Here is a 25229-nt window from a genome sequence, read left to right on the forward strand (position 1 = left end):
TACCAGGGTATTAGATAATGGCCTTAACCATTGGGTTATAATTTGCCCAATTGCCAATGTCGTTTGGAGCAAAATATGAGTGATGACGTAGCGCTGCCACTGCAATTTACTGAAGCAGCAGCCAATAAAGTAAAAAGCCTGATCGCTGACGAAGATAACCCGAATCTGAAATTACGCGTGTATATCACCGGCGGTGGTTGCAGCGGTTTCCAGTACGGTTTCACCTTTGATGATCAGGTGAACGATGGTGATATGACCATTGAGAAACAAGGTGTGGGTCTGGTGGTTGATCCGATGAGCCTGCAATATCTGGTGGGCGGCGCGGTTGACTATACCGAAGGTCTGGAAGGTTCCCGCTTCGTTGTGACTAACCCCAATGCGAAAAGCACCTGCGGGTGTGGTTCTTCTTTCAGCATCTGATTGCTGCCTGTAATACCGATGGTCTGATGGTGTAGGCCCGGTAAGCGTAGCGCCACCGGGCAATGTGCCGGTTGGCGGCGTAAACGCCTTATCCGGCCTACATGTTTTGCATCATCACATCAACGCCCGTTATCATCCAGTGCAAACGTCGGCAATTTCAAATGCCAGCGAATGGCGGCAAGCCTAATCAGCAGGGTGACGATCATCCCCATCATACTGGCGTTTTCCAGCGATACATTAAAGGTATAAAACGCCGTCGCATGCACGATCCCGCCGATAATACATGCCGTGGCGTAGATTTCGGTGCGCAGAATCATCGGGACTTCACGAGCTAACACGTCGCGAATGATCCCGCCGCCGACACCGGTAATCACCCCCATACAGATCGCCACCAGGGGGCCCGTCCCGGCGAGAAATGCTTTATTGACGCCAATCCCCACGAACACCGCCAGGCCAACGGCATCCAGCACCGGAAGGATCCACTTCGGTAAACGTCGTGGCTGACGTACCAGCAGGATTGTCAGCATGCTGGTGATCATTGCCACCACCAGATCGGTGGGATCCTTAACCCAAAATACCGGCCCATGATCCAGCGCCATATCGCGGATCGTTCCGCCGCCAACGGCGGTAACCACCCCGAGGACCAGGACGCCAAACGGGTCCATCCGCAATTTTCCGGCCAGTAAGACGCCAGAGATAGCAAATACCGCGGTGCCGACAATATCCAGCCAATAGACGAGCATTTTTAAATCCTCACAACAGACCTGGTGGGGGCAGGCGCTAATTTATCTGTGAAAGCGCATTACAGAGTTGTTTTGCGGCGAGGATAATACGCGGGCTCGCGCGTTCGAACCAGTCACTATTAAGTGTAATAATGGGTATTTTTAGCTGGTTTCCCCAGTATTGTTCAATTTTCAGAGTTTCGCCTGGCCCTCCGGTTGCAACAATAGCCTGGGGCGCTCGTGCCAGGACCTGCTCACGGCTAACCTGTGGCCAGGGGACCCGACTGCCGGCAAAGATATTTTCTCCACCGCATACCTCAAGAACTTCGTGCTGAATGGAGCCTTTTCCACTGGTAAACAGAGGATTTGCGCCAAACTGGAGAAACACGCGTTTTTTCGGTTTGTTGGCATACCGAGATTTTAGTAAAGCATAGTCATCAAGCAAGGTTTGCGCCGCCTGTTTGGCCTGCTCAGGTTTTGGGCTCCACGCTGCCAGCTGGCGGAGCGCATCGGCGACCTGCTCGATGGTAACGACGTCCACCCAGATGACCTTAATTCCCAGGGCGGTCAGCTGATTCACCTGCCGCTCAGCATTTCCCCCGCGCCAGGCGACGACTAAATCCGGTTTAAGCGCCACAATGCGTTCAAGGTTCATACCTTGCCAGGTGGAAACCTCCTCGATATTTTTGGCCGCTGGCGGGTAGTTTGAGTAGCTACTGACGCCTACGGGCGTAATGCCGGCGGCAAAGGCGAGTTCGGTATTGGCAGGAGAAAGCGTCACAACACGCGGTGCGGCGTACAGGAACGCCGGAAGAGTGAAAAGCAGGGCGACCAGCGCCCTGGAGAGTAATTTAGCCATGTGCCAGTTTCTGTACCAGCGTTTCAACCATCAGGCTTGACTGTTTCGCGGCAACAACCAGGAACTCGTCAAAGCTGAGATGGGACTGCTGATCGGCGACGTCAGAGATGGCGCGAACCACGACAAACGGCACATTGAAGTTATGGCAAACGTGCGCAATCGCGGTCGCTTCCATCTCAACGGCAATGGCCTGCGGGAAGTTATGCTTAATTTTAGCCAGACCCACGGAGCCATTAATGAAGGCATCGCCGCTGACGATAAGTCCGCGAACGGCGTTCAGATTGAGTTGCGCAATGCAGGATTCTGCTGCAGCAATCAGCGCAGGATCGGCTTTAAAACCAGCCGGGCAGCCCGGTAACTGACCAAATTCATAGCCAAAGGCGGTAACGTCAGCATCGTGATAGCGCGCTTCGTCAGAAACCACAATATCGCCGACTTTCAGCGTAGAGGCCAGGCCGCCCGCGGAACCGGTGTTAATGATGGCATCCGGCTTGCAGCGTTCAAGCAGCAGCGTAGCGCCCAGCGCCGCCGCCACTTTACCGATACCTGATTTCAGTAGCGCAACCTCTGTACCGTTCAGTTGGCCGGTGTAAATTTCACAACCGCCGAGAGAGAGGGTCTGACGGTTTTCGATTTTGTCACGCAGCAGCGTAACTTCTTCTTCCATTGCACCAATGATGCCGATTTTCATAGATTTACTCGCGATAAGCCAGATTTGAGGGCATAGTCTATCATGCGCTTAAGGGGTAGCGCATTTCTCAGGCGGGAGAGGATATGGTACAGATCGATTTCCGAAAAAAAATAAACTGGCATCGTCGTTACCGTTCGCCGCAGGGCGTGAAGACGGAGCATGAGATCCTGCGTATTTTCGAAAGCGATCGTGGACGTATTATCAATTCTCCGGCTATTCGCCGACTGCAACAAAAAACCCAGGTCTTTCCGCTGGAACGTAACGCGGCGGTGCGCACGCGCCTGACGCACTCGATGGAAGTTCAGCAAGTTGGGCGCTATATCGCTAAAGAGATCCTCAGCCGACTGAAAGAACTAAAACTGCTGGAGCAGTATGGTCTGGATGAACTGACGGGACCGTTTGAGAGTATTGTCGAAATGTCGTGCCTGATGCATGACATCGGCAATCCGCCGTTTGGTCATTTTGGTGAAGCGGCGATTAATGACTGGTTCCGCCAGCGGCTGTATCCCGCCGACGCGGAAAGTCAGCCCCTCAGCGATGACCGCTGCCTGGTGGCGGCGTTACGTTTGCGCGAAGGCGAAGAGTCGCTGAATGATATTCGCCGTAAGGTGCGCCAGGACCTGTGCCATTTTGAAGGTAATGCCCAGGGGATTCGTCTGGTGCATACTTTGATGCGTATGAATCTTACCTGGGCCCAGGTTGGCGGTATTTTAAAATATACCCGTCCGGCGTGGTGGCGCGGAAGTACGCCTACGACGCATGACTATTTAATGAAGAAACCGGGCTATTACCTTTCTGAAGAACCGTATATTGAACGGTTACGTAAAGAATTATCATTAGCGCCCTACAGTCGCTTTCCATTAACCTGGATAATGGAAGCTGCCGATGATATCTCTTATTGCGTGGCCGACCTGGAAGATGCTGTTGAGAAAAGAATCTTTAGCGTCGAGCAACTTTATCACCATCTGCATGAGGCGTGGGGGCATCACGAAAAAGGTTCCCTGTTTAGCCTGGTTGTTGAGAATGCCTGGGAGAAATCACGTTCAAATACATTAAGCCGGAGCACGGAAGATCAGTTCTTTATGTATTTACGCGTCAATACGCTGAATAAACTGGTGCCGTATGCAGCCCAGCGGTTTATTGATAATTTATCGCAGGTTTTTGACGGCAGCTTTAATCACGCGCTGTTAGAAGATGCCAGTAGCTTTAGTCAGTTGCTGGGGGTCTATAAAAATGTGGCGGTAAAACACGTATTTAGTCATCCGGACGTTGAGCAGTTGGAATTGCAGGGGTATCGGGTGATCAGCGGGTTGCTGGAGATCTATCAGCCTTTATTAAAAATGTCCCAGTCAGATTTTACTGAGCTGGTCGACAATGAAAGAGTTAAACGTTTTCCTATCGAATCACGATTATTTCAGAAGTTGTCTACTCGCCATCGTCTTGCTTATGTCGAGGCGGTTAGTAAAATATCAACGGGTTGCGCTGAGTTTTCGGTAATGGAATATTATTATCGCTGCCGGCTGATTCAGGATTATATCAGCGGGATGACCGATCTGTATGCCTGGGATGAATATCGTCGCTTGATGGCCGTAGAACAATAAATACTCATTTGTAAAGACGGCCAATAAAATTTTACTTTTTCCTTAAACTCAATTCTGGAACTTAGCGCTATAAAACGACTCTGACGTATACAGCAATTTTGCGTTACCTGTTAATCGAGAACGAAACACATGAAAAAAACCACATTAGCAATGAGTGCACTGGCTCTGAGTTTAGGTTTGGCGTTGTCCCCCCTGTCTGCCACAGCGGCTGAGACGTCGTCTTCAGCAATGACCGCCCAACAGATGCCAAGCCTGGCCCCGATGCTCGAAAAAGTGATGCCATCGGTGGTAAGCATTAACGTCGAGGGGAGCACGACGGTAAATACGCCGCGTATGCCGCGTAATTTCCAGCAGTTCTTCGGTGATAATTCACCATTCTGCCAGGACGGTTCGCCGTTCCAGAGTTCACCGTTCTGCCAGGGCGGCGCGCCGGGCGCTGACAACGGCGGCGGCCAGCAGCAGAAATTTATGGCGCTGGGTTCCGGCGTAATTATTGATGCCGCGAAAGGGTATGTCGTGACCAACAACCACGTGGTGGATAACGCCACGGTGATTAAGGTTCAGTTGAGCGATGGTCGTAAATTTGATGCGAAGATCGTGGGTAAAGATCCGCGCTCCGATATCGCGCTGATCCAAATTCAGGATCCGAAAAACCTGACGGCGATTAAGCTGGCAGATTCCGACGCGCTGCGTGTGGGTGATTACACCGTAGCAATTGGTAACCCGTTTGGCCTCGGTGAGACCGTGACGTCCGGTATTGTTTCTGCGCTGGGCCGTAGCGGCCTGAACGCGGAAAACTACGAAAACTTTATTCAGACGGATGCCGCGATCAACCGGGGTAACTCCGGTGGCGCACTGGTCAACCTGAACGGTGAGCTGATCGGTATTAACACCGCGATCCTTGCGCCGGACGGCGGTAACATCGGTATTGGCTTTGCAATCCCGAGCAACATGGTGAAAAACCTGACGTCGCAGATGGTTGAGTTTGGTCAGGTTAAACGCGGTGAGCTGGGTATTATGGGTACCGAGCTGAGCTCTGAGCTGGCGAAAGCGATGAAAGTTGATGCTCAGCGTGGCGCATTTGTCAGCCAGGTGATGCCGAACTCTTCCGCAGCGAAAGCTGGTATTAAAGCTGGGGATGTGATTACCTCCCTGAACGGTAAACCGATCAGCAGCTTCGCCGCCCTGCGTGCGCAGGTGGGTACGATGCCGGTAGGCAGCAAAATTAACCTTGGCCTGTTGCGTGACGGTAAGCCGGTCACTGTGAATCTGGAACTGCAGCAGAGCAGCCAGACTCAGGTTGATTCCAGCTCTATCTTCAAAGGCATTGAAGGTGCCGATATGAGCAATAAAGGCCAGGACAAAGGGGTCGTGGTCAGCGAGGTGAAAGCGAATTCTCCGGCTGCACGGATTGGCCTGAAGAAAGGGGATGTGATTATCGGCGCGAACCAGCAGCCGGTGAAAAATATCGCCGAACTGCGCAAAATCCTCGACAGCAAACCGGCTGTACTGGCGCTGAACATTCAGCGTGGTGACAGCTCCATCTATCTGTTGATGCAGTAATCTCACTAAACCCCTTCCTGCACAGGAAGGGGTTTCTTTTTGTGATACTTCCCACAACTCCATACTTCTCCCTCTCGCTTTGTGCAGTTGCACAATGCCGCCGCTTATTATCTTCCCTATGCTTGAGCTCTGCTCACAGGAGGGGTTTATGGCTGGCTGGCATCTTGATACCAAAATGGCGCAGGATATCGTAGCGCGAACCATGCGCATCATTGATACCAATATCAACGTAATGGATGCCCGCGGGCGGATCATTGGCAGCGGCGATCGCGAACGAATTGGTGAATTGCACGAAGGCGCGCTGCTGGTGCTTTCACAAGGTCGGGTGGTCGATATTGACGATGCGGTAGCCCGGCATTTACATGGTGTGCGTCAGGGGATAAACCTGCCGCTGCGTCTGGAAGGCGAAATCGTTGGCGTTATCGGTCTTACCGGCGAGCCGGAACATCTGCGCAAGTATGGCGAACTGGTGTGCATGACCGCCGAAATGATGCTGGAACAGTCGCGTCTGATGCATCTGTTAGCGCAGGATAGCCGTCTGCGTGAAGAGCTGGTGATGAACCTGATTCAGGCTGAAGAGAATACCCCGGCGCTGATGGAATGGGCACAGCGATTGGGCATTGATTTGAACCAGCCGCGCGTGGTGGCGGTAGTGGAGGTCGACAGCGGTCAGCTTGGCGTTGATAGTGCGATGGCGGAGCTACAGCAATTGCAGAACGCGTTGACTACACCCGAACGTAATAATCTGATTGCGATTGTTTCTCTGACCGAGATGGTGGTGCTGAAACCAGCCCTCAATCAGTTTGGCCGCTGGGACGCTGAAGATCATCGCAAGCGCGTTGAGCAACTGATTGCCCGCATGAAAGAGAATGGACAACTGCGTTTTCGCGTGTCGCTGGGCAACTATTTTACCGGGCCCGGCAGCATTGCCCGTTCGTATCGTACGGCGCGCACCACCATGATGGTCGGCAAGCAGCGAATGCCGGAAAGCCGGAGCTATTTCTATCAGGACTTGATGCTGCCGGTGCTGCTGGACAGCCTGCGCGGCGGCTGGCAGGCCAATGAGCTGGCGCGCCCGCTGGTAAGGCTGAAAGCGATGGATAACAACGGTTTGCTGCGTCGAACATTATCAGCATGGTTTCGACATAACGTTCAGCCGCTAGCGACCTCAAAAGCATTGTTTATTCACCGCAATACGCTGGAGTATCGCCTGAACCGTATCTCAGAGCTGACCGGGCTGGATCTGGGGAATTTTGACGATCGACTGCTGCTGTATGTGGCGTTGCAGCTGGATGAGCAGCATTGATTAATTGCCTGATAAGCGTAGCGCTATCAGGCAACAATCTACTTATTTGCGCGTCAGTTTTTCCAGATCGGCTTCAATCTCGCTGATCTTGTTGGTCACGACGCTTTCCAGGTGACGTAAATCATCGAGGATCTTGCGTTTAAGATCGACTTCGCTGCGATCTCGCTGGCAGATCTGATCCAGTTCGTCGATCACGTAGCGCAGGTTGGGACTGATCTCCTGCACTTCTTTGTAACCCTGACCGACGCCATCGGCGACAACCGTTTTACGCTGACGGGGATATTTGAACTTCACGCTCTTGGCAAAAAACTCGCCTTTATCCTTCTGGAAATAGATTTTCAGGATATCGTTGTTGGCTTCTTGCCGCAGGCTGTAACGATCGATCTCTTCAGGATTAGTAATGCCCAGACTTTTCAGATTGTCATACATAGCGGTACCCTTAAGCTCACTATAACCATTGAATAATTAACGAAAAGCCTTGTTTATGCCACTCGCAGATGTAAAAAAAGCGGGCTAAGCCCGCTTTTTCAAATCGCTGTTAGTCGATGGTGCGTAACAGTTCGTTGATTCCCACTTTGCCACGCGTTTTGGCATCGACTTTCTTCACAATCACCGCGCAGTACAGGCTGTATTTGCCATCTTTCGACGGCAGGTTGCCGGAGACGACCACGGAGCCCGCCGGAACGCGGCCGTAATGCACTTCGCCGGTTTCGCGATCGTAAATACGGGTGCTCTGGCCGATATACACACCCATAGAGATGACGGAGCCTTCTTCGACGATCACGCCTTCAACCACTTCAGAGCGCGCGCCGATGAAGCAGTTGTCTTCGATGATGGTCGGGTTAGCCTGCAACGGTTCCAGTACGCCGCCGATACCAACGCCACCGGACAGGTGTACGTTCTTACCGATTTGCGCACAGGAACCCACGGTCGCCCAGGTATCAACCATCGTACCTTCATCAACATAAGCGCCGATGTTCACGTACGACGGCATCAGCACGGTGTTACGGGCGATAAACGCGCCCTGACGCACTGCCGCAGGCGGAACCACGCGGAAACCTTCTTTCTGGAAGCGCGCTTCGTCGTAGTTGGCGAATTTCATCGGCACTTTATCGAAGTAACGGCTTTCCGCACCTTCGATAACCTGATTATCGTTAATACGGAAAGAGAGCAGGACCGCCTTTTTCAGCCACTGATGCGTGACCCACTGACCCTCAATCTTTTCTGCGACGCGCAGTGCACCGGAATCCAGTAAAGAAATAACCTGATTCACCGCTTCGCGGGTTACGGTATCTACATTTGCCGGAGTAATGTCGGCACGGCGCTCGAAAGCGGACTCAATAACGTTCTGTAACTGCTGCATTGTTAAACTCTTTCCATAATAAATAAAAACATTACCCTTTATCGTTTGGATTGAGGGCCTCTGTCAACCGTTGATGCACTTCCTGCTGCAGCTCATTATTAAGGGCGCGCCGGTCGGCGGTGGCGATTATGAATAAATCTTCTACTCGCTCGCCAATAGTTGTAATTCGGGCGCCATGCAGCGAAATTCCCAGATCGGCAAAAATCTGCCCGACCCGCGCCAGCAGTCCTGGCTGGTCGAGAGCGATAAGCTCAAGAAATGATTTTCGGTCGGTATGGGTCGGCAGAAAAGTGACCTCGGTATCGACGGTAAAGTGACGTAATTTTGCCGGCTGGCGACGCGGTTGCGGCGGCTGCCAGCTACGCTGGGTGATCGCCTGTTCCAGCCCAAAACGGATCGCTTCGTGTCGGTCTGACGACAGCGGGCTACCGTCTGGTTCCAGCACAATGAACGTATCCATCGCCATCCCATCGCGGGTGGTGAAAATCTGCGCATCGTGGACGCTAAGGTTGCGCCTGTCCAGTTCGGCGCAGACGGCAGCAAACAGGTAAGGGCGGTCAGGGCTCCAGATGAAAATTTCCGTCCCGCCTCGCGTGGCCTGCGGGCTGAGCAGGATCAGCGGCTTGCTGAGATCGTGTTGCAGCAGATGACGCGCATGCCAGGCCAACTGATTTGGGCTGTGACGTACAAAATAGTTGGCGCGACAGCGCGACCAGATATGGTGTAGCGCTTCTTCATCAATGTTGTCCATGCGCAGTAGCGCCAGCGCCTGAAGCTGATGATGGCGTACGCGCTCACGCATATCCGGCGTGTTTTGCATCCCGCGCCGTAACTGTTTCTCCGTCGCGAAGTACAGCTCGCGCAGCAAGCTTTGCTTCCAGCTATTCCACAGCGTTTCGTTGGTGGCGCAAATATCTGCGACGGTCAGGCACACCAAAAAGCGCAGACGATGTTCCGTTTGCACCTCTTCGGCGAATTGCTTAATGACTTCGGGATCCTGAATATCGCGGCGTTGAGCGGTAACCGACATCAGCAAATGCTGGCGCACCAGCCACACGATCAGTTGCGTTTCGCGGGAGTTCAGACCGTGCAGTTCGGCGAATTTGAGCACATCCTGGGCGCCGAGAACCGAGTGATCGCCGCCGCGACCTTTGGCGATATCGTGGAACAGCGCGGCAATCAGAATCAGCTCCGGCTGTCGTAGACGCGGCCACAGATCCACGCACAGCGGATGGCGCTGACGGGTCTCTTCGTTAGCAAAACTTTCCAGCTTGAGCATTACGCGAATGGTGTGTTCATCCACCGTATAGGCATGAAACAGGTCAAACTGCATTTGGCCGACAATATGCGACCATTGCGGCATATAGGCCCACAACACGCTGTGGCGATGCATAGGCAGCAGGCCGCGACTCACCGCGCCCGGATGGCGCAACATACTGAGAAACAGCGAACGCGCTTCCGGGATGTAGCACAGTGGCTGCGTTAAATGACGGCGGGCATGACGTAAATGGCGCAGCGTAGTGGAGTAAATTCCGCTGATCGCGCTATTACGCACCATGATGTAAAACATCCGCAATATCGCTTCGGGTTTACGAATAAACAGGTCGTCGTCGCGCAGATCAATCAACGTGCCGCGCAGTTGAAAGTCGTCATCAATCGGACGTGGTTTTTCATCGGCGGGCAGGGCGAGGATCGCCTCGTCGAACAGTTGCAACAGCATGTGGTTCAGTTCGCTGACCCGTCGTGTGACGCGGAAATAGTCTTTCATCATCCGCTCGATAGGCTCGTTGCCTTCACCGCCGTAGTTCAGGCGTTGCGCCACGCTGAGCTGACGATCAAACAGCAGACGGTTGTCGTAACGACTAACGACCAGATGCAGGGCAAAGCGAATGCGCCACAGGATATGCAAACATTCATTCAGCTCGGCACGTTCTGCCTGCGTCAAAAAGCCGAAACCGACCATTTCATCCAGTGAGGTGGCGCCAAAATGGCGGCGGGCCACCCATTGCAGGGTATGAATATCGCGCAGGCCGCCGGGACTACTTTTGATATCCGGCTCCAGGTTGTAGCTGGTGCCGTGATAGCGCTGGTGGCGCTGATTCTGCTCTTCAACTTTGGCTGCGTAAAACTTATCGGACGGCCAGAAACCTTCGCTAAAAATATGCTTTTGTAGCTCAAGAAACAGCGCCACATCACCAATCAGCAGGCGTGTTTCAATCAGGTTGGTGGCGACGGTTAAATCTGACAATCCTTCCAGCAGACACTCTTCCAGCGTGCGCACGCTGTGCCCAACCTCGAGCCTCACGTCCCATAGCAGCGTTAACAGTTCGCCAACTTTTTCGGCCTGCGCGTCTGGTAGCTTTTTACGACTCAGGATCAGCAGGTCAATATCGGAAAGCGGATGCAGTTCGCCGCGCCCGTAACCGCCAACGGCAACCAGCGCCAGGTCGGCAATTTGACCGAAACCGGCTTCAATCCACAGACGTTGCAGTAACTGGTCAATAAACTCGGTGCGGGCCTCAATCAGCTGCTCTGCGGAAATCCCGCTGTCAAACGCGTCACCTAACCAGTGCTGGAAAGTGTCGATATGCGCTTTAATGCCGGGGCAGTTGAGATCGTGCTGCGGCCAGGTTCCGGGGTTCTGCGGTTGGCCTGGCAGGGTGGGGAGGGCAGTATTTGCGTGTTGTTCAGGAAGAGTATTCATTATGCGCCACCCATTAAAAAAGCCGGATGACGGCGTGAACGCCTTACCCGGCCTACGAAGTAGTACAATTTGTAGGCCTGATAAGATGCGGGTGCATCGCCATCAGGCAAAACATTATTCGTCGTGTGTGATAATCGCCGGGATGGTGTCATCCTTGCGTAATGTCAGAATTTCACAGCCTTTTTCCGTCACCACAATAGTATGCTCGTACTGAGCAGACAAGCTCCGATCTTTGGTTTTCACCGTCCACCCGTCTTTCATGGTGCGGATGCGGTAATCACCGGCATTCAGCATGGGTTCTACGGTGAAGGTCATGCCCGGCTGCAGTACCACACCGCCGTCGTCTGCATCGTAGTGCAGAACCTGCGGCTCTTCATGGAAGCCGCGACCGATGCCGTGACCGCAATATTCACGAACCACAGAGAAGCCTTCGCCTTCCGCGTATTTCTGAATCGCAGCGCCCAGCGTGCGCAGGCGAATACCCGGTTTTACCATCCGCAGCGCCAGATACAGGCTTTCCTGCGTGACGCGGCACAAACGCTCGCCCAGAATGGTTGGTTTGCCGACGATGAACATTTTCGAGGTATCACCGTGGAACTCGTCTTTAATCACGGTTACGTCGATGTTGACGATATCGCCGTCTTTCAGGAGCTTGGCGTCGTCCGGGATCCCATGGCACACCACTTCATTAATAGAGATGCACACGGACTTTGGATAACCGTGATAGCCCAGGCAGGCGGAAATGGCCTGCTGCTCATTCACGATGTAGTCATTACAGATACGATCCAGTTCGCCGGTGCTGACACCTGGCTTAACAAACGGTTCGATCATTTCCAGTACATCGGCGGCCAGACGGCCAGCGACGCGCATTTTTTCGATTTCTTCAGGGGTCTTGATTGAGATAGCCATGAATTCTGTCCATCAGTGCCGATGATATCGGCAATAATTGTTTAAGTGGTGCCAATGGTATCAGTCCGGCATACATGCTGCCAAATTGAGAATCATTCTGAACTTCGCCTTTCGTGCCACAGGTGCGTTGGCCGTAATTTTTCACTCCAGCCGCTTACTGCATGTAGGCTCCCGGAGATGCAAAAATTGGCTGCCTCCCCGTAACACGAAATTCATCGTTCATTCAGCACGCACCGCCAACAATTATTGGTGTCGGTAGCGTATTTGTGGTATAAAGCGCGCCGGACTTCCGATCCATTTGAAGACTACACACGATGGACGGGAGCGACAAATCTCACTTTGTGTAACAACACACACGTATCGGCACATATTCCGGGGTGCCCTTTGGGGTCGGTAATATGGGATGCGTGGAGGCTTAACCCCAACTTTTATATATAGAGGTTTTAATCATGGCAACTGTTTCCATGCGCGACATGCTCAAGGCTGGTGTTCACTTCGGTCACCAGACCCGTTACTGGAACCCGAAAATGAAGCCGTTCATCTTCGGTGCGCGTAACAAAGTTCACATCATCAACCTTGAGAAAACTGTACCGATGTTCAACGAAGCTCTGGCTGAACTGAACAAGATCTCTGCTCGTAAAGGTAAAATCCTTTTCGTTGGTACTAAACGCGCTGCAAGCGAAGCGGTGAAAGAAGCTGCTAACAACTGCGACCAGTTCTTCGTGAACCATCGCTGGTTGGGCGGCATGCTGACTAACTGGAAAACCGTTCGTCAGTCCATCAAACGTCTGAAAGATCTGGAAACTCAGTCTCAGGACGGTACTTTCGAAAAGCTGACCAAGAAAGAAGCGCTGATGCGTACTCGTGAGCTTGAGAAACTGGAAAACAGCCTGGGCGGTATCAAAGACATGGGCGGTCTGCCGGACGCTCTGTTCGTAATCGATGCTGACCACGAGCACATTGCTATCAAAGAAGCAAACAACCTGGGTATCCCAGTATTTGCTATTGTTGATACCAACTCTGATCCGGACGGTGTTGACTTCGTTATCCCGGGTAACGACGACGCAATCCGTGCTGTGACCCTGTACCTGGGCGCTGTAGCTACTACCGTTCGTGAAGGCCGTTCTCAGGATCTGGCTTCCCAGGCGGAAGAAAGCTTCGTAGAAGCTGAATAATAAGGCACGCTCGTTCGAGCCCCCTTATAAACCAGGTAGTATCACGTTTGGTTAGGGGCCCTTTAGGCCCCTTTTTCACTTTTAAATCTGTGCGGTTTCATGCCGGGCAGATCAAATCTTCCGAGGATTTTAGAATGGCTGAAATTACCGCATCCCTGGTAAAAGAGCTGCGTGAGCGTACTGGCGCAGGCATGATGGATTGCAAAAAAGCACTGACTGAAGCTAATGGCGACATCGAGCTGGCAATCGAAAACATGCGTAAGTCCGGCGCAATCAAAGCGGCGAAAAAAGCAGGCAACGTTGCTGCTGACGGCGTAATCAAAACCAAAATCGACGGCAACATCGCTTTCATTCTGGAAGTTAACTGCCAGACTGACTTCGTTGCTAAAGATGCTGGTTTCCAGGCATTTGCTGACAAAGTACTGGACGCTGCCGTTGCTGGCAAAATCACTGACGTTGAAGTTCTGAAAGCGCAGTTCGAAGAAGAACGTGTTGCTCTGGTTGCTAAAATCGGTGAGAACATCAACATCCGTCGCGTTGCTTCCCTGGAAGGCGAAGTTCTGGGTAACTACCAGCACGGTGCTCGTATCGGTGTTCTGGTTGCTGCAACTGGCGCTGACGAAGAGCTGGTTAAACAGCTGGCAATGCACGTTGCTGCAAGCAAACCAGAATTCGTTAAGCCGGAAGACGTTTCTGCTGAAGTGGTAGAGAAAGAATACCAGGTTCAACTGGACATCGCGATGCAGTCTGGTAAGCCGAAAGAAATCGCAGAGAAAATGGTTGAAGGCCGCATGAAGAAATTCACCGGCGAAGTTTCTCTGACTGGTCAGCCTTTCGTTATGGATCCGAGCAAATCTGTTGGTCAGCTGCTGAAAGAGCACAACGCTGATGTAACAGGCTTCATCCGCTTTGAAGTGGGTGAAGGTATCGAGAAAGTTGAGACTGACTTTGCAGCAGAAGTTGCTGCGATGTCCAAGCAGTCTTAATTTTTAAAGGAGCCGCCTGAGGGCGGCTTCTTTTTGTGTCTGGCTTGTAAATTCAGCGAACCGCTATAGTGGTCATGCTGAAAAGCGACATACAATGTCGCCGGAATTAATTCATCTCATTCGTTGACAGTCTCAGGAAAGAAACATGGCTACCAATGCAAAACCCGTCTACAAACGTATTCTGCTTAAGTTAAGTGGCGAAGCTCTGCAAGGTTCAGAAGGCTTCGGTATTGATGCAAGCATCCTTGACCGTATGGCTCAGGAAATCAAAGAGCTGGTTGAGCTGGGTATCCAGGTTGGCGTAGTGATTGGTGGTGGTAACCTGTTCCGTGGCGCTGGTCTGGCGAAAGCAGGGATGAACCGCGTTGTGGGCGACCACATGGGCATGTTAGCCACCGTCATGAACGGTCTGGCGATGCGCGATGCGCTTCACCGCGCCTATGTGAACGCTCGCTTGATGTCCGCAATTCCTCTGAATGGCGTGTGTGATAACTACAGTTGGGCGGAAGCAATCAGCCTGCTGCGTAACAACCGCGTTGTTATTTTGTCTGCGGGTACTGGCAATCCGTTCTTCACTACCGACTCTGCGGCTTGCCTGCGTGGTATTGAAATTGAAGCGGATGTGGTACTGAAAGCCACCAAAGTCGATGGCGTATTTACGGCTGACCCGGCTAAAGATCCAACGGCGACTATGTACGAACAGTTGACCTATGCTGAAGTACTGGATAAAGAGCTGAAAGTGATGGATCTTGCGGCGTTTACACTGGCTCGTGACCACAAATTACCGATTCGTGTCTTTAACATGAACAAACCGGGTGCGCTGCGCCGTGTTGTTATGGGTGAAAAAGAAGGCACGTTAATCACGGAATAATTCCCGTTGCGGCTAAATGCAGGTAATATTCCGCTTTAATGTCGCGGGATACGTCCCTCAAAATTAATCAAGACTATACTTGTCACATCTTGCGTGGTGGGTATGGTCTGACTGAAACAAGCTTTCAAGGATTCGTAACGTGATCAACGATATCAGAAAAGATGCTGAAGTACGCATGGACAAATGCGTCGAAGCGTTCAAAAACCAAATCAGCAAAATTCGCACGGGCCGTGCTTCTCCTAGCCTGCTGGATGGTATTGTCGTGGAATATTACGGCACACCGACCCCGCTGCGCCAGTTGGCAAGCGTAACGGTTGAAGATTCCCGTACCCTGAAAATCAACGTGTTCGACCGTTCTATGGGGCCAGCCGTTGAAAAAGCAATTATGGCTTCCGACCTCGGTCTGAATCCAAGCTCTGCGGGTTCCGACATCCGCGTTCCGCTGCCGCCGCTGACTGAAGAACGTCGTAAAGATCTGACCAAGATCGTGCGTGGCGAAGCTGAAGGCGCGCGCGTTGCCGTACGTAACGTACGCCGCGATGCCAACGACAAAGTGAAAGCGTTATTGAAAGAAAAAGAGATCAGCGAAGATGACGATCGCCGTTCTCAGGACGACGTACAGAAACTGACTGACGCAGCTATCAAGAAAGTTGATGCGGCGCTGGCAGAGAAAGAAACGGAACTGATGCAGTTCTGATTCGCCTGTACGCTAAAAACGCCGCTTAGAAGGCCTGAGAAGGCTGGATGGCGGCGTTTTGCTTTTTTCTGTCTATATACTCTAAATATTCGAGTTGCAGGAAGGCGGCGACGCAGGGCATCCCCGGGAGCGTACACCCGTGCGTGACAGGGGTGAACGAGGAGAGCCAACGTACATGCAACTTGAAATATGACGAGTAAAATTCTTCTGGATGTCTGATGAAGCAATTAACCATCCTGGGATCAACCGGTTCCATTGGTTGCAGTACGCTGGATGTAGTACGCCATAACCCGGAAAAATTTCGTGTTGCTGCGTTGGTGGCGGGTAAAAATGTCGTCCGTATGGTTGAGCAATGTCTGGAATTTTCTCCTCGCTATGCAGTAATGGACGATGAAAAAAGCGCTGCGTTGGTAAAAGCAGCTCTGCTGGAGCAGGGCAGTCGTACTGAGGTTATGAGCGGGCAGCAGGCTGCCTGTGATATGGCTGCGCTGGATGATGTTGATCAGGTTATGGCGGCGATTGTCGGCGCGGCGGGCTTGCTACCGACGCTGGCGGCAATCCGCGCGGGCAAAAGCATTTTGCTGGCGAATAAAGAGTCTCTGGTGACCTGCGGGCGTCTGTTTATGGACGACGTGCAACGCCACAAAGCACAGCTTTTGCCGGTAGATAGCGAACATAACGCGATTTTTCAGAGTTTACCGCAACCTATCCAACACAATCTGGGATACGCTGACCTTGAGCAAAATGGCGTCATTTCAGTTTTGCTTACCGGGTCTGGTGGCCCTTTCCGTGAAACGCCATTGCGCGATCTGGTTTCTATGACCCCCGATCAGGCATGTCGTCATCCGAATTGGTCGATGGGACGAAAAATCTCTGTCGATTCAGCCACCATGATGAATAAAGGTCTGGAATACATTGAAGCGCGTTGGTTATTTAATGCCAATGCAGGCCAGATGGAAGTGCTGATTCACCCGCAGTCGGTTATTCATTCGATGGTGCGTTATCAGGATGGTAGCGTTCTGGCGCAGTTGGGGGAACCTGATATGCGTACACCTATTGCTCATACGATGGCATGGCCAGAACGAGTGACGTCCGGCGTTAAGCCTGTCGACTTTTGCAAGCTCAGTGCGTTGACGTTTTCCGCACCTGATTACCAGCGTTATCCATGCCTGAAACTGGCGATGGACGCGTTTGAGCAAGGGCAGGCGGCGACGACCGCTTTGAACGCAGCGAATGAAATTACCGTTGCCGCATTCCTGGCGCAGCAGATCCGATTTACCGATATTGCTGACCTGAATTTATCCGTACTGGATAAGATGGATTTGCAGGAGCCACAGAGCGTTGATGACGTGCTGAAGGTTGATGCTATCGCGCGGGAAGTCGCCAGAAAAGAAGTGATGCGACGCTCAAGCTGATGATAATCCCTCCTCGGAGAATCGCGCTATTTGTTAGCGTTGGGCTTCAGTGATATAGTCTGCGCCACTCGATCGCGGGTATTTGTTTTTTTTCGGTCGGGTAAGCCGTGGTTTGACACGGCTTTTTTGTGGATGCACAAAATCATTCAGGTTGCATCAAGGTGGCAAGTGGATGAGTCCCCTGGAGCATACAAAGAGTATGTGACTTGGGCGAAGATCACAGCCGACGAAGGAGCAGCCTGAAGGATGAAGCGCAAAAGGCTTCAGTATTCCTGAGTACCGTATAATCCTTTCAGGGACTAAAAACGCGTTATGTTGTCTGCAACTAAACCATTAAGCGAAAATTTGCCAGCACATGGTTGTCGCCATGTAGCAATTATCATGGATGGCAATGGCCGCTGGGCGAAAAAGCAAGGGAAGATTCGCGCCTTTGGACATAAGGCCGGAGCAAAGTCCGTCCGCCGGGCTGTCTCTTTTGCTGCCAATAACGGTATTGATGCGTTAACGCTGTATGCCTTTAGCAGTGAGAACTGGAACCGACCTGCGCAGGAAGTGAGCGCGTTAATGGAGCTGTTTGTGTGGGCGCTTGATAGCGAAGTGAAAAACCTGCACCGCCATAACGTACGTCTGCGTATTATCGGGGATATCAGTCGATTTAACTCACGTTTGCAAGAACGGATTCGCAAATCAGAAGCGATTACCGCCCAGAATACCGGGTTGACGCTAAATATTGCAGCGAATTACGGTGGACGGTGGGATATAGTCCAGGGAGTCAGACAACTGGCACAACAGGTGCAGGATGGTCTGCTGCGTCCAGAGCAAATCGATGAAGAGATGCTGGGGCAGCAAATTTGTATGCATGAACTGGCTCCTGTGGATTTAGTGATAAGGACTGGGGGAGAGCATCGAATTAGTAATTTTCTGTTGTGGCAAATTGCCTATGCCGAACTTTACTTTACGGATGTTCTCTGGCCCGATTTCGATGAACAAGACTTTGAAGGTGCGCTGCATGCCTTTGCTAATCGTGAGCGTCGTTTCGGCGGCACCGAGCCCGGTGATGAAAAAGCCTGATGGGGGTCGCTTTTGCTGAAGTATCGCCTGATTTCTGCTTTTGTTTTAATACCCGTTGTCATCGCGGCGCTGTTTTTGCTGCCGCCGGTGGGGTTCGCCATTGTTACGCTGGCCGTCTGTATGCTGGCCGCCTGGGAATGGGGACAGTTAAGCGGTTTTACCACGCGTACGCAGCGAGTCTGGCTGGCTGTTTTGTGCGGGCTATTGCTGGCACTGATGCTATTTTTGTTGCCGGAATACCATCGCAATATTCATCAGCCGCTGGTTGAAGTATCGCTGTGGGCGTCGCTGGGCTGGTGGGTCGTGGCGCTGTTACTGGTGCTGTTTTATCCCGGCTCTGCGTCGGTCTGGCGTAATTCCAAAACATTACGCATAATTTTCGGCGTGTTAACCATAGTCCCTTTCTTTTGGGGAATGCTGGCGCTACGTGCATGGCACTATGATGAGAATCATTATAGTGGCGCGCTATGGCTGCTGTATGTCATGATCCTCGTCTGGGGAGCGGACTCGGGTGCCTATATGTTTGGTAAGCTGTTTGGCAAACATAAGCTGGCGCCGAAGGTTTCTCCTGGTAAAACCTGGCAGGGTTTTATTGGCGGACTCGCCACTGCGGCCGTGATCTCATGGGGTTATGGCATGTGGGCGAATCTTGAGGTTGCGCCTGTCACCTTGCTTATTTGCTCTATCGTTGCAGCCCTGGCCTCCGTGCTGGGTGACCTGACCGAGAGTATGTTTAAGCGTGAAGCAGGTATTAAGGACAGTGGTCACTTAATACCAGGACACGGCGGTATTTTGGATCGTATTGATAGCCTGACGGCTGCGGTACCGGTCTTTGCCTGCCTGTTGTTACTGGTATTCAGGACGCTCTAACGGATGGTCTTATGCTGAGTATTCTCTGGAATCTGGCTGCATTCATCGTTGCACTTGGTGTGCTTATCACCGTGCATGAATTTGGTCATTTCTGGGTTGCACGGCGCTGCGGAGTCCGCGTCGAACGCTTTTCCATTGGCTTTGGAAAAGCGCTTTGGCGGCGTACCGATAAATCAGGTACGGAATACGTCATCGCCCTGATTCCCCTCGGCGGTTACGTCAAAATGCTGGATGAGCGCGCTGAACCGGTCGCACCGGAGCTGCGCCATTACGCTTTCAACAATAAAACGGTTGGACAACGCGCAGCCATCATCGCCGCAGGTCCGATTGCCAACTTCCTTTTTGCTATTTTCGCGTATTGGCTGGTGTTTATCATCGGTGTCCCTGGCGTTCGTCCGGTTGTTGGTGAAATAACACCCAACTCGATTGCCGCACAGGCGCAAATTCAGCCGGGTACGGAACTAAAAGCGGTTGATGGTATCGAAACCCCTGATTGGGATGCCGTGCGATTACAACTGGTATCCAAAATTGGCGATGAACATACGACTCTCAGCGTGGCGCAGTTTGGCAGCAACCAGCGGCAGGACAAAACGCTGGATTTACGCCATTGGGCATTTGAGCCAGACAAAGAGGATCCTGTTTCCAGTTTAGGGATTCGCCCGCGCGGTCCGCAGATTGAATCGGTGCTGTCAGAAGTGCAGGTAAACTCCGCTGCAAGTAAGGCGGGTTTGCAAGCTGGCGACAGGATCGTTAAAGTCAATGGTCAGCCGCTGACGCAATGGATGACGTTCGTGACGCTGGTGCGCGATAATCCGGATAAGCCGTTAGCGCTAGATATTGAAAGACAAGGAAGTTCCTTGTCTTTAACGTTAACCCCAGATTCAAAACAGGTTAACGGGAAGGCAGAGGGTTTTGCGGGCGTGGTGCCTAAAGTTATTCCTCTGCCAGATGAGTATAAGACTGTACGCCAGTATGGGCCATTCAGCGCCATCCTCGAAGCCTCGGATAAAACGTGGCAGTTGATGAAGCTGACGGTCAGTATGCTGGGAAAATTGATTACCGGTGATGTAAAACTGAACAACCTCAGTGGGCCGATTTCTATCGCCCAGGGGGCTGGGATGTCAGCGGAGTTCGGGGTTATTTATTACCTGATGTTCCTTGCGCTTATCAGCGTGAACTTAGGGATAATCAACCTGTTTCCGTTGCCCGTTCTTGACGGGGGGCATCTGCTGTTCCTGGCGATTGAAAAGCTGAAGGGCGGTCCGGTATCCGAGCGGGTTCAAGACTTTAGTTATCGCATTGGCTCTATCTTGCTGGTGTTGTTAATGGGGCTTGCACTTTTCAATGATTTCTCTCGGTTGTAAGAGAGTGTTAGGAAGAACGCATAATAACGATGGCGATGAAAAAGTTGCTCATAGCGTCGCTGCTGTTTAGCAGCGCCACCGTATACGGTGCTGAAGGGTTCGTAGTGAAGGACATTCATTTCGAAGGCCTACAGCGAGTCGCCGTTGGTGCGGCTCTCCTCAGTATGCCGGTGCGCACAGGCGACACGGTTAATGATGAAGACATCAGTAATACCATTCGTGCTCTGTTCGCCACCGGTAACTTTGAGGATGTCCGCGTCCTGCGCGATGGTGATACCCTTCTGGTTCAGGTAAAAGAACGTCCGACGATTGCCAGCATCACTTTCTCCGGTAACAAATCGGTAAAAGATGACATGCTCAAGCAAAACCTCGAGGCTTCTGGTGTGCGTGTTGGCGAGTCTTTGGATCGCACCACGCTAGCCGATATCGAAAAAGGGCTGGAAGATTTCTACTATAGCGTCGGTAAGTACAGCGCCAGTGTGAAAGCGGTGGTAACGCCGTTGCCGCGTAACCGCGTTGACCTCAAGCTGGTCTTCCAGGAAGGCGTTTCGGCGAAGATCCAACAGATCAATATCGTCGGCAACCATGCTTTCTCGACCGACGAACTGATCTCTCACTTCCAACTGCGTGATGAAGTGCCGTGGTGGAACGTGGTGGGCGATCGTAAATACCAGAAACAGAAACTGGCGGGCGATCTTGAAACCTTGCGCAGCTACTATCTGGATCGCGGTTATGCGCGCTTCAATATCGATTCCACCCAGGTTAGCCTGACGCCGGATAAAAAAGGTATCTACATTACCGTTAACATCACTGAAGGCGATCAATACAAGCTTTCAGGGGTACAGGTGAGCGGTAACCTGGCTGGGCACTCCGCCGAAATTGAGACCCTGACCAAAATCGAGCCAGGCGAACTCTATAACGGCACCAAAGTGACCAAAATGGAAGATGATATCAAGAAGCTTCTGGGTCGCTATGGCTATGCCTATCCGCGCGTACAGTCGCAACCTGAAATCAACGACGCCGACAAAACCGTTAAATTACGCGTAAACGTGGATGCAGGTAACCGTTTCTACGTGCGTAAGATTCGTTTTGAAGGTAACGACACCTCTAAAGATTCCGTTCTGCGTCGCGAAATGCGCCAGATGGAAGGTGCCTGGTTGGGTAGCGATCTGGTCGATCAGGGTAAAGAGCGTCTGAACCGTCTGGGTTACTTTGAAACCGTCGATACCGATACTCAGCGTGTACCGGGTAGCCCGGATCAGGTTGATGTGGTCTATAAGGTCAAAGAGCGTAACACCGGTAGCTTTAACTTCGGCGTTGGTTACGGTACTGAAAGCGGCGTGAGCTTCCAGGCTGGCGTTCAGCAAGATAACTGGTTAGGTACCGGTTATTCAGTCGGGATCAACGGCACCAAAAACGACTATCAGACCTATACTGAGTTGTCTGTCACCAACCCATATTTCACCGTTGATGGGGTGAGCCTTGGTGGTCGCGTTTTCTACAATGACTTTAAAGCGGATGATGCAGACCTGTCCGACTATACCAACAAAAGTTATGGTACTGACGCAACGCTCGGCTTCCCGATCAACGAATACAACACCTTGCGTGCGGGTGTGGGTTATGTGCATAACTCCTTGTCTAACATGGATCCACAGGTTGCAATGCAACGTTATCTGGTTTCAATGGGTAAGGATCCTGACGCTGATAGCTTTAAATCAGACGATTTCACCTTCAACTATGGGTGGACATATAACAAGCTGGACCGTGGGTACTTCCCAACGGAAGGTACGCGTGTCAACCTGAACGGTAAAGTAACCATTCCGGGTTCTGACAACGAATACTACAAAGCGACGTTGGATACCGCGACCTATGTGCCGATCGATGACGATCACAAATGGGTTGTTCTGGGTCGCACGAAGTGGGGCTATGGTGACGGCATCGGCAGCAAAGAGATGCCGTTCTACGAGAACTTCTATGCGGGTGGTTCCAGCACCGTGCGTGGTTTCCAGTCCAACACCATCGGTCCAAAGGCTGTCTATTTACCGGCTAATCGTTATAACAACGATAGCGATTACGATAACGAATGTGACGCCACCAATACTTCACCGTGTAAATCGGATGATGCGGTGGGCGGTAACGCCATGGCTGTCGCCAGCCTGGAATTTATTACCCCGACGCCGTTTATCAGCGACAAGTATGCCAACTCGGTCCGTACCTCGTTCTTCTGGGATATGGGTACCGTTTGGGATACGAACTGGGATTCAGCTAAGTACTCTGGTTATCCGGACTACAGCGATCCGAACAATATCCGTATGTCAGCGGGTATCGCTTTACAATGGATGTCCCCATTGGGGCCGTTGGTTTTCTCCTACGCCCAGCCGTTCAAGAAGTACGATGGAGACAAAGCGGAACAGTTCCAGTTTAACATTGGTAAAACCTGGTAATTGTTCTTCGCAAAGGAATGTAGTGGTAGTGTAGCGATGACTTTAGGCGATCTTGCATGGGATCGCCTGGCCACGCAAAGAACTGTACCTTCGGGTGCAAATGGGATGGTAAGGAGTTAATTGTGAAAAAGTGGTTATTAGCTGCAGGTCTCGGTTTAGCGATGGCAACGTCCGCACAGGCTGCTGACAAAATTGCAATCGTCAACATGGGTAGCTTGTTCCAACAGGTTGCACAGAAGACGGGCGTTTCTGCTACGCTGGAAAACGAGTTCAAAGGCCGTGCCAGCGAACTGCAGCGTATGGAATCTGATCTGCAATCTAAAATGCAGCGTCTGCAATCCATGAAAGCGGGTAGCGATCGTACCAAGCTGGAAAAAGACGTCATGGCTCAGCGTCAGACTTTCTCTCAGAAAGCTCAGGCTTTTGAGCAGGATCGTGCGCGTCGTTCCAACGAAGAACGTGGCAAACTGGTTACTCGTATCCAGACAGCTGTGAAATCTGTTGCTAACAGTCAGAGCATCGATCTGGTTGTTGACGCAAACACCGTTGCATACAACAGCAGCGATGTAAAAGACATCACCGCTGACGTACTGAAACAGGTTAAATAAGTAATGCCTTCAATTCGACTGGCTGATTTAGCAGAGCAGTTGGATGCAGAATTACACGGTGATGGCGATATCGTCATCACCGGCGTAGCGTCCATGCAATCTGCGCAAACTGGCAATATCACGTTCATGGTGAATCCTAAGTACCGTGAACACTTAGGCGTATGCCAGGCCTCTGCCGTTGTGATGACGCAGGACGATCTTCCTTTTGCTAAGAGTGCAGCGCTGGTAGTGAAGAATCCCTACCTGACCTATGCACGTATGGCGCAAATCTTAGATACCACGCCGCAGCCCGCACAAAACATTGCACCGAGTGCAGTGATCGATGCGACGGCGAAGCTGGGTAATAATGTTTCTGTGGGCGCAAATGCGGTCATTGAGTCTGGCGTAGAACTGGGCGATAACGTCGTTATCGGCGCAGGCTGCTTCGTCGGAAAAAATACTAAAATCGGCGCAGGTTCACGCTTGTGGGCGAATGTGACGATTTACCACGACATTCAGATCGGTGAGAATTGCCTGATCCAGTCCAGCAGTGTCGTCGGATCTGATGGATTTGGTTACGCGAACGATCGCGGTAACTGGGTGAAGATCCCGCAGCTTGGTCGCGTGATTATCGGCGATCGCGTCGAGATCGGCGCTTGTACCACCATTGACCGTGGTGCGCTGGACGATACTGTGATCGGTAATGGTGTTATCATTGATAACCAGTGCCAGATTGCGCATAACGTTGTGATTGGCGACAATACGGCGGTAGCCGGTGGCGTCATTATGGCGGGTAGCCTGAAGATTGGCCGTTACTGCATGATTGGCGGCGCCAGCGTGATCAATGGGCATATGGAAATATGCGATAAAGTCACGGTTACTGGCATGGGTATGGTGATGCGTCCTATCACCGAACCTGGCGTCTATTCCTCAGGCATTCCGCTACAGCCCAATAAGGTATGGCGTAAAACAGCTGCACTGGTGATGAATATTGATGATATGAGCAAGCGTCTCAAAGCGATTGAGCGCAAGGTTAATCAACAAGACTAAAGCACCGTTTTTGCATGTCTGACTTTTCGGCCTGTCCCATTCATACGATTGCGACAGGCCGTGTTATTATTGCCTTTTAGTATATTTTGACAGGAAGAGTATTTTGACTACTAACACTCATACTCTGCATATTGAAGAGATTTTAGAACTTCTGCCGCACCGTTTTCCGTTTCTGCTGGTTGACCGCGTGCTGGATTTTGAAGAAGGTCGCTTTCTGCGCGCAGTGAAAAATGTATCTGTTAACGAGCCTTTCTTCCAGGGCCACTTCCCGGGTAAACCTATTTTCCCAGGCGTACTGATTCTGGAAGCAATGGCGCAGGCCACCGGTATCCTCGCGTTTAAAAGCGTAGGGAAACTGGAACCAGGTGAACTGTACTATTTTGCGGGTATTGACGAAGCGCGCTTTAAGCGTCCTGTCGTGCCAGGCGATCAGATGATCATGGAAGTGACTTTCGAGAAAACGCGCCGCGGCCTGACCCGTTTTAAAGGGGTTGCGCTGGTCGACGGTAAAGTTGTGTGCGAAGCAACGATGATGTGTGCCCGTAGCCGGGAGGCCTGATA

Annotated in this window: 23 protein-coding genes and 1 pseudogene; 17 read left to right on the top strand and 7 right to left on the bottom strand. The window is 51.8% G+C overall.

Annotated elements, in window-relative coordinates; genetic code table 11:
* The first annotated feature begins 17 nt into the window (after positions 1 to 17).
* A pseudogene (gene yadW / locus WC7_RS26910) lies at positions 18 to 83 on the top strand (small protein YadW).
* Entirely contained in the window at positions 76 to 420 is a 345-nt protein-coding gene (erpA, locus tag WC7_RS21425; protein WP_003018581.1) for an iron-sulfur cluster insertion protein ErpA, read from the top strand. Before yadW ends, erpA begins: the two are co-directional and overlap by 8 nt.
* 119 nt (positions 421 to 539) lie before the next feature.
* Here the strand turns inward: erpA and WC7_RS21420 are convergent, their stop codons facing one another.
* From WC7_RS21420 to mtnN, 3 genes are read right to left on the bottom strand one after another with little or no spacing between them, the layout of a single operon-like run.
* Positions 540 to 1163, bottom strand: a complete 624-nt coding sequence (locus WC7_RS21420) for a TRIC cation channel family protein (RefSeq protein WP_006686772.1) — start codon at positions 1161 to 1163, stop codon at positions 540 to 542.
* A gap of 37 nt (positions 1164 to 1200) precedes the next feature.
* Positions 1201 to 2001 (bottom strand): vitamin B12 ABC transporter substrate-binding protein BtuF, encoded by an 801-nt coding sequence (gene btuF, locus WC7_RS21415; protein WP_016151751.1) that lies wholly within the window; start codon positions 1999 to 2001, stop codon positions 1201 to 1203.
* The gene (mtnN, locus tag WC7_RS21410; RefSeq protein WP_016151752.1) at positions 1994 to 2692 is read right to left on the bottom strand and encodes a 5'-methylthioadenosine/S-adenosylhomocysteine nucleosidase; all 699 of its coding nucleotides are present in this window, start codon (positions 2690 to 2692) and stop codon (positions 1994 to 1996) included. Before mtnN ends, btuF begins: the two co-directional genes overlap by 8 nt.
* Before the next feature lie 83 nt (positions 2693 to 2775).
* On the opposite strand from mtnN, the gene dgt reads away from it, so the two are divergent.
* The 3 genes from dgt (at position 2776) to cdaR (ending at position 7162) form a co-directional block, all read left to right on the top strand.
* Positions 2776 to 4293: a dGTPase gene (gene dgt, locus WC7_RS21405; protein ID WP_016151753.1), complete on the top strand. Its 1518-nt coding sequence runs from the start codon at positions 2776 to 2778 to the stop codon at positions 4291 to 4293.
* Between the two features lie 129 nt (positions 4294 to 4422).
* Entirely contained in the window at positions 4423 to 5856 is a 1434-nt protein-coding gene (degP, locus tag WC7_RS21400; RefSeq protein ID WP_016151754.1) for a serine endoprotease DegP, read from the top strand.
* 148 nt (positions 5857 to 6004) lie between these two features.
* On the top strand, positions 6005 to 7162 hold the full coding sequence (gene cdaR / locus WC7_RS21395) for a DNA-binding transcriptional regulator CdaR (RefSeq protein ID WP_016151755.1): 1158 nt from the start codon (positions 6005 to 6007) through the stop codon (positions 7160 to 7162).
* Positions 7163 to 7204: 42 nt separating this feature from the next.
* Here cdaR and WC7_RS21390 read toward each other — a convergent pair whose 3' ends face one another.
* The 4 genes from WC7_RS21390 to map form a co-directional block, all read right to left on the bottom strand.
* Entirely contained in the window at positions 7205 to 7591 is a 387-nt protein-coding gene (locus WC7_RS21390; RefSeq protein WP_003018562.1) for a DUF3461 family protein, read from the bottom strand.
* A gap of 109 nt (positions 7592 to 7700) precedes the next feature.
* On the bottom strand, positions 7701 to 8525 hold the full coding sequence (dapD, locus tag WC7_RS21385; RefSeq protein ID WP_003829186.1) for a 2,3,4,5-tetrahydropyridine-2,6-dicarboxylate N-succinyltransferase: 825 nt from the start codon (positions 8523 to 8525) through the stop codon (positions 7701 to 7703).
* A 31-nt stretch (positions 8526 to 8556) separates the two neighbouring features.
* A complete protein-coding gene (glnD, locus tag WC7_RS21380; protein WP_016151756.1) occupies positions 8557 to 11229 on the bottom strand; it encodes a bifunctional uridylyltransferase/uridylyl-removing protein GlnD in 2673 nt (890 codons plus the stop codon).
* A 114-nt stretch (positions 11230 to 11343) separates the two neighbouring features.
* Complete coding sequence (gene map / locus WC7_RS21375) at positions 11344 to 12138, bottom strand: type I methionyl aminopeptidase (protein ID WP_016151757.1); 795 nt, start codon at positions 12136 to 12138, stop codon at positions 11344 to 11346.
* Positions 12139 to 12587: 449 nt separating this feature from the next.
* Between map and rpsB the strand changes: the two genes are divergently transcribed.
* The 12 genes from rpsB (at position 12588) to fabZ (ending at position 25227) form a co-directional block, all read left to right on the top strand.
* Positions 12588 to 13313: a 30S ribosomal protein S2 gene (gene rpsB, locus WC7_RS21370; RefSeq protein WP_016151758.1), complete on the top strand. Its 726-nt coding sequence runs from the start codon at positions 12588 to 12590 to the stop codon at positions 13311 to 13313.
* 134 nt (positions 13314 to 13447) lie between these two features.
* Positions 13448 to 14299 carry a translation elongation factor Ts gene (gene tsf / locus WC7_RS21365; protein ID WP_016151759.1) on the top strand — a complete coding sequence of 284 codons (852 nt, stop codon included), beginning with the start codon at positions 13448 to 13450 and terminating at the stop codon, positions 14297 to 14299.
* 145 nt (positions 14300 to 14444) lie between these two features.
* The gene (pyrH, locus tag WC7_RS21360; protein ID WP_005132114.1) at positions 14445 to 15170 is read left to right on the top strand and encodes a UMP kinase; all 726 of its coding nucleotides are present in this window, start codon (positions 14445 to 14447) and stop codon (positions 15168 to 15170) included.
* A gap of 139 nt (positions 15171 to 15309) precedes the next feature.
* Entirely contained in the window at positions 15310 to 15867 is a 558-nt protein-coding gene (gene frr, locus WC7_RS21355) for a ribosome recycling factor (RefSeq protein WP_016151760.1), read from the top strand.
* Between the two features lie 218 nt (positions 15868 to 16085).
* Positions 16086 to 17282, top strand: a complete 1197-nt coding sequence (ispC, locus tag WC7_RS21350) for a 1-deoxy-D-xylulose-5-phosphate reductoisomerase (protein ID WP_016151761.1) — start codon at positions 16086 to 16088, stop codon at positions 17280 to 17282.
* A gap of 312 nt (positions 17283 to 17594) precedes the next feature.
* On the top strand, positions 17595 to 18353 hold the full coding sequence (gene ispU, locus WC7_RS21345) for a (2E,6E)-farnesyl-diphosphate-specific ditrans,polycis-undecaprenyl-diphosphate synthase (protein WP_003018543.1): 759 nt from the start codon (positions 17595 to 17597) through the stop codon (positions 18351 to 18353).
* Positions 18354 to 18365: 12 nt separating this feature from the next.
* Entirely contained in the window at positions 18366 to 19223 is an 858-nt protein-coding gene (gene cdsA, locus WC7_RS21340) for a phosphatidate cytidylyltransferase (protein WP_016151762.1), read from the top strand.
* Positions 19224 to 19234: 11 nt separating this feature from the next.
* Positions 19235 to 20587 carry a sigma E protease regulator RseP gene (gene rseP / locus WC7_RS21335; protein WP_016151763.1) on the top strand — a complete coding sequence of 451 codons (1353 nt, stop codon included), beginning with the start codon at positions 19235 to 19237 and terminating at the stop codon, positions 20585 to 20587.
* A 29-nt stretch (positions 20588 to 20616) separates the two neighbouring features.
* Positions 20617 to 23031, top strand: a complete 2415-nt coding sequence (bamA, locus tag WC7_RS21330) for an outer membrane protein assembly factor BamA (RefSeq protein ID WP_016151764.1) — start codon at positions 20617 to 20619, stop codon at positions 23029 to 23031.
* 122 nt (positions 23032 to 23153) lie between these two features.
* Complete coding sequence (skp, locus tag WC7_RS21325; RefSeq protein ID WP_016151765.1) at positions 23154 to 23639, top strand: molecular chaperone Skp; 486 nt, start codon at positions 23154 to 23156, stop codon at positions 23637 to 23639.
* A 3-nt stretch (positions 23640 to 23642) separates the two neighbouring features.
* Positions 23643 to 24668 (top strand): UDP-3-O-(3-hydroxymyristoyl)glucosamine N-acyltransferase, encoded by a 1026-nt coding sequence (lpxD, locus tag WC7_RS21320; protein ID WP_016151766.1) that lies wholly within the window; start codon positions 23643 to 23645, stop codon positions 24666 to 24668.
* 103 nt (positions 24669 to 24771) lie between these two features.
* Positions 24772 to 25227: a 3-hydroxyacyl-ACP dehydratase FabZ gene (fabZ, locus tag WC7_RS21315; protein WP_003018528.1), complete on the top strand. Its 456-nt coding sequence runs from the start codon at positions 24772 to 24774 to the stop codon at positions 25225 to 25227.
* The last annotated feature ends 2 nt before the right edge of the window (positions 25228 to 25229 follow it).

It is taken from the genome of Citrobacter sp. KTE151, assembly GCF_000398845.1.
Classification (GTDB): Bacteria; Pseudomonadota; Gammaproteobacteria; order Enterobacterales; family Enterobacteriaceae; genus Citrobacter; species Citrobacter braakii.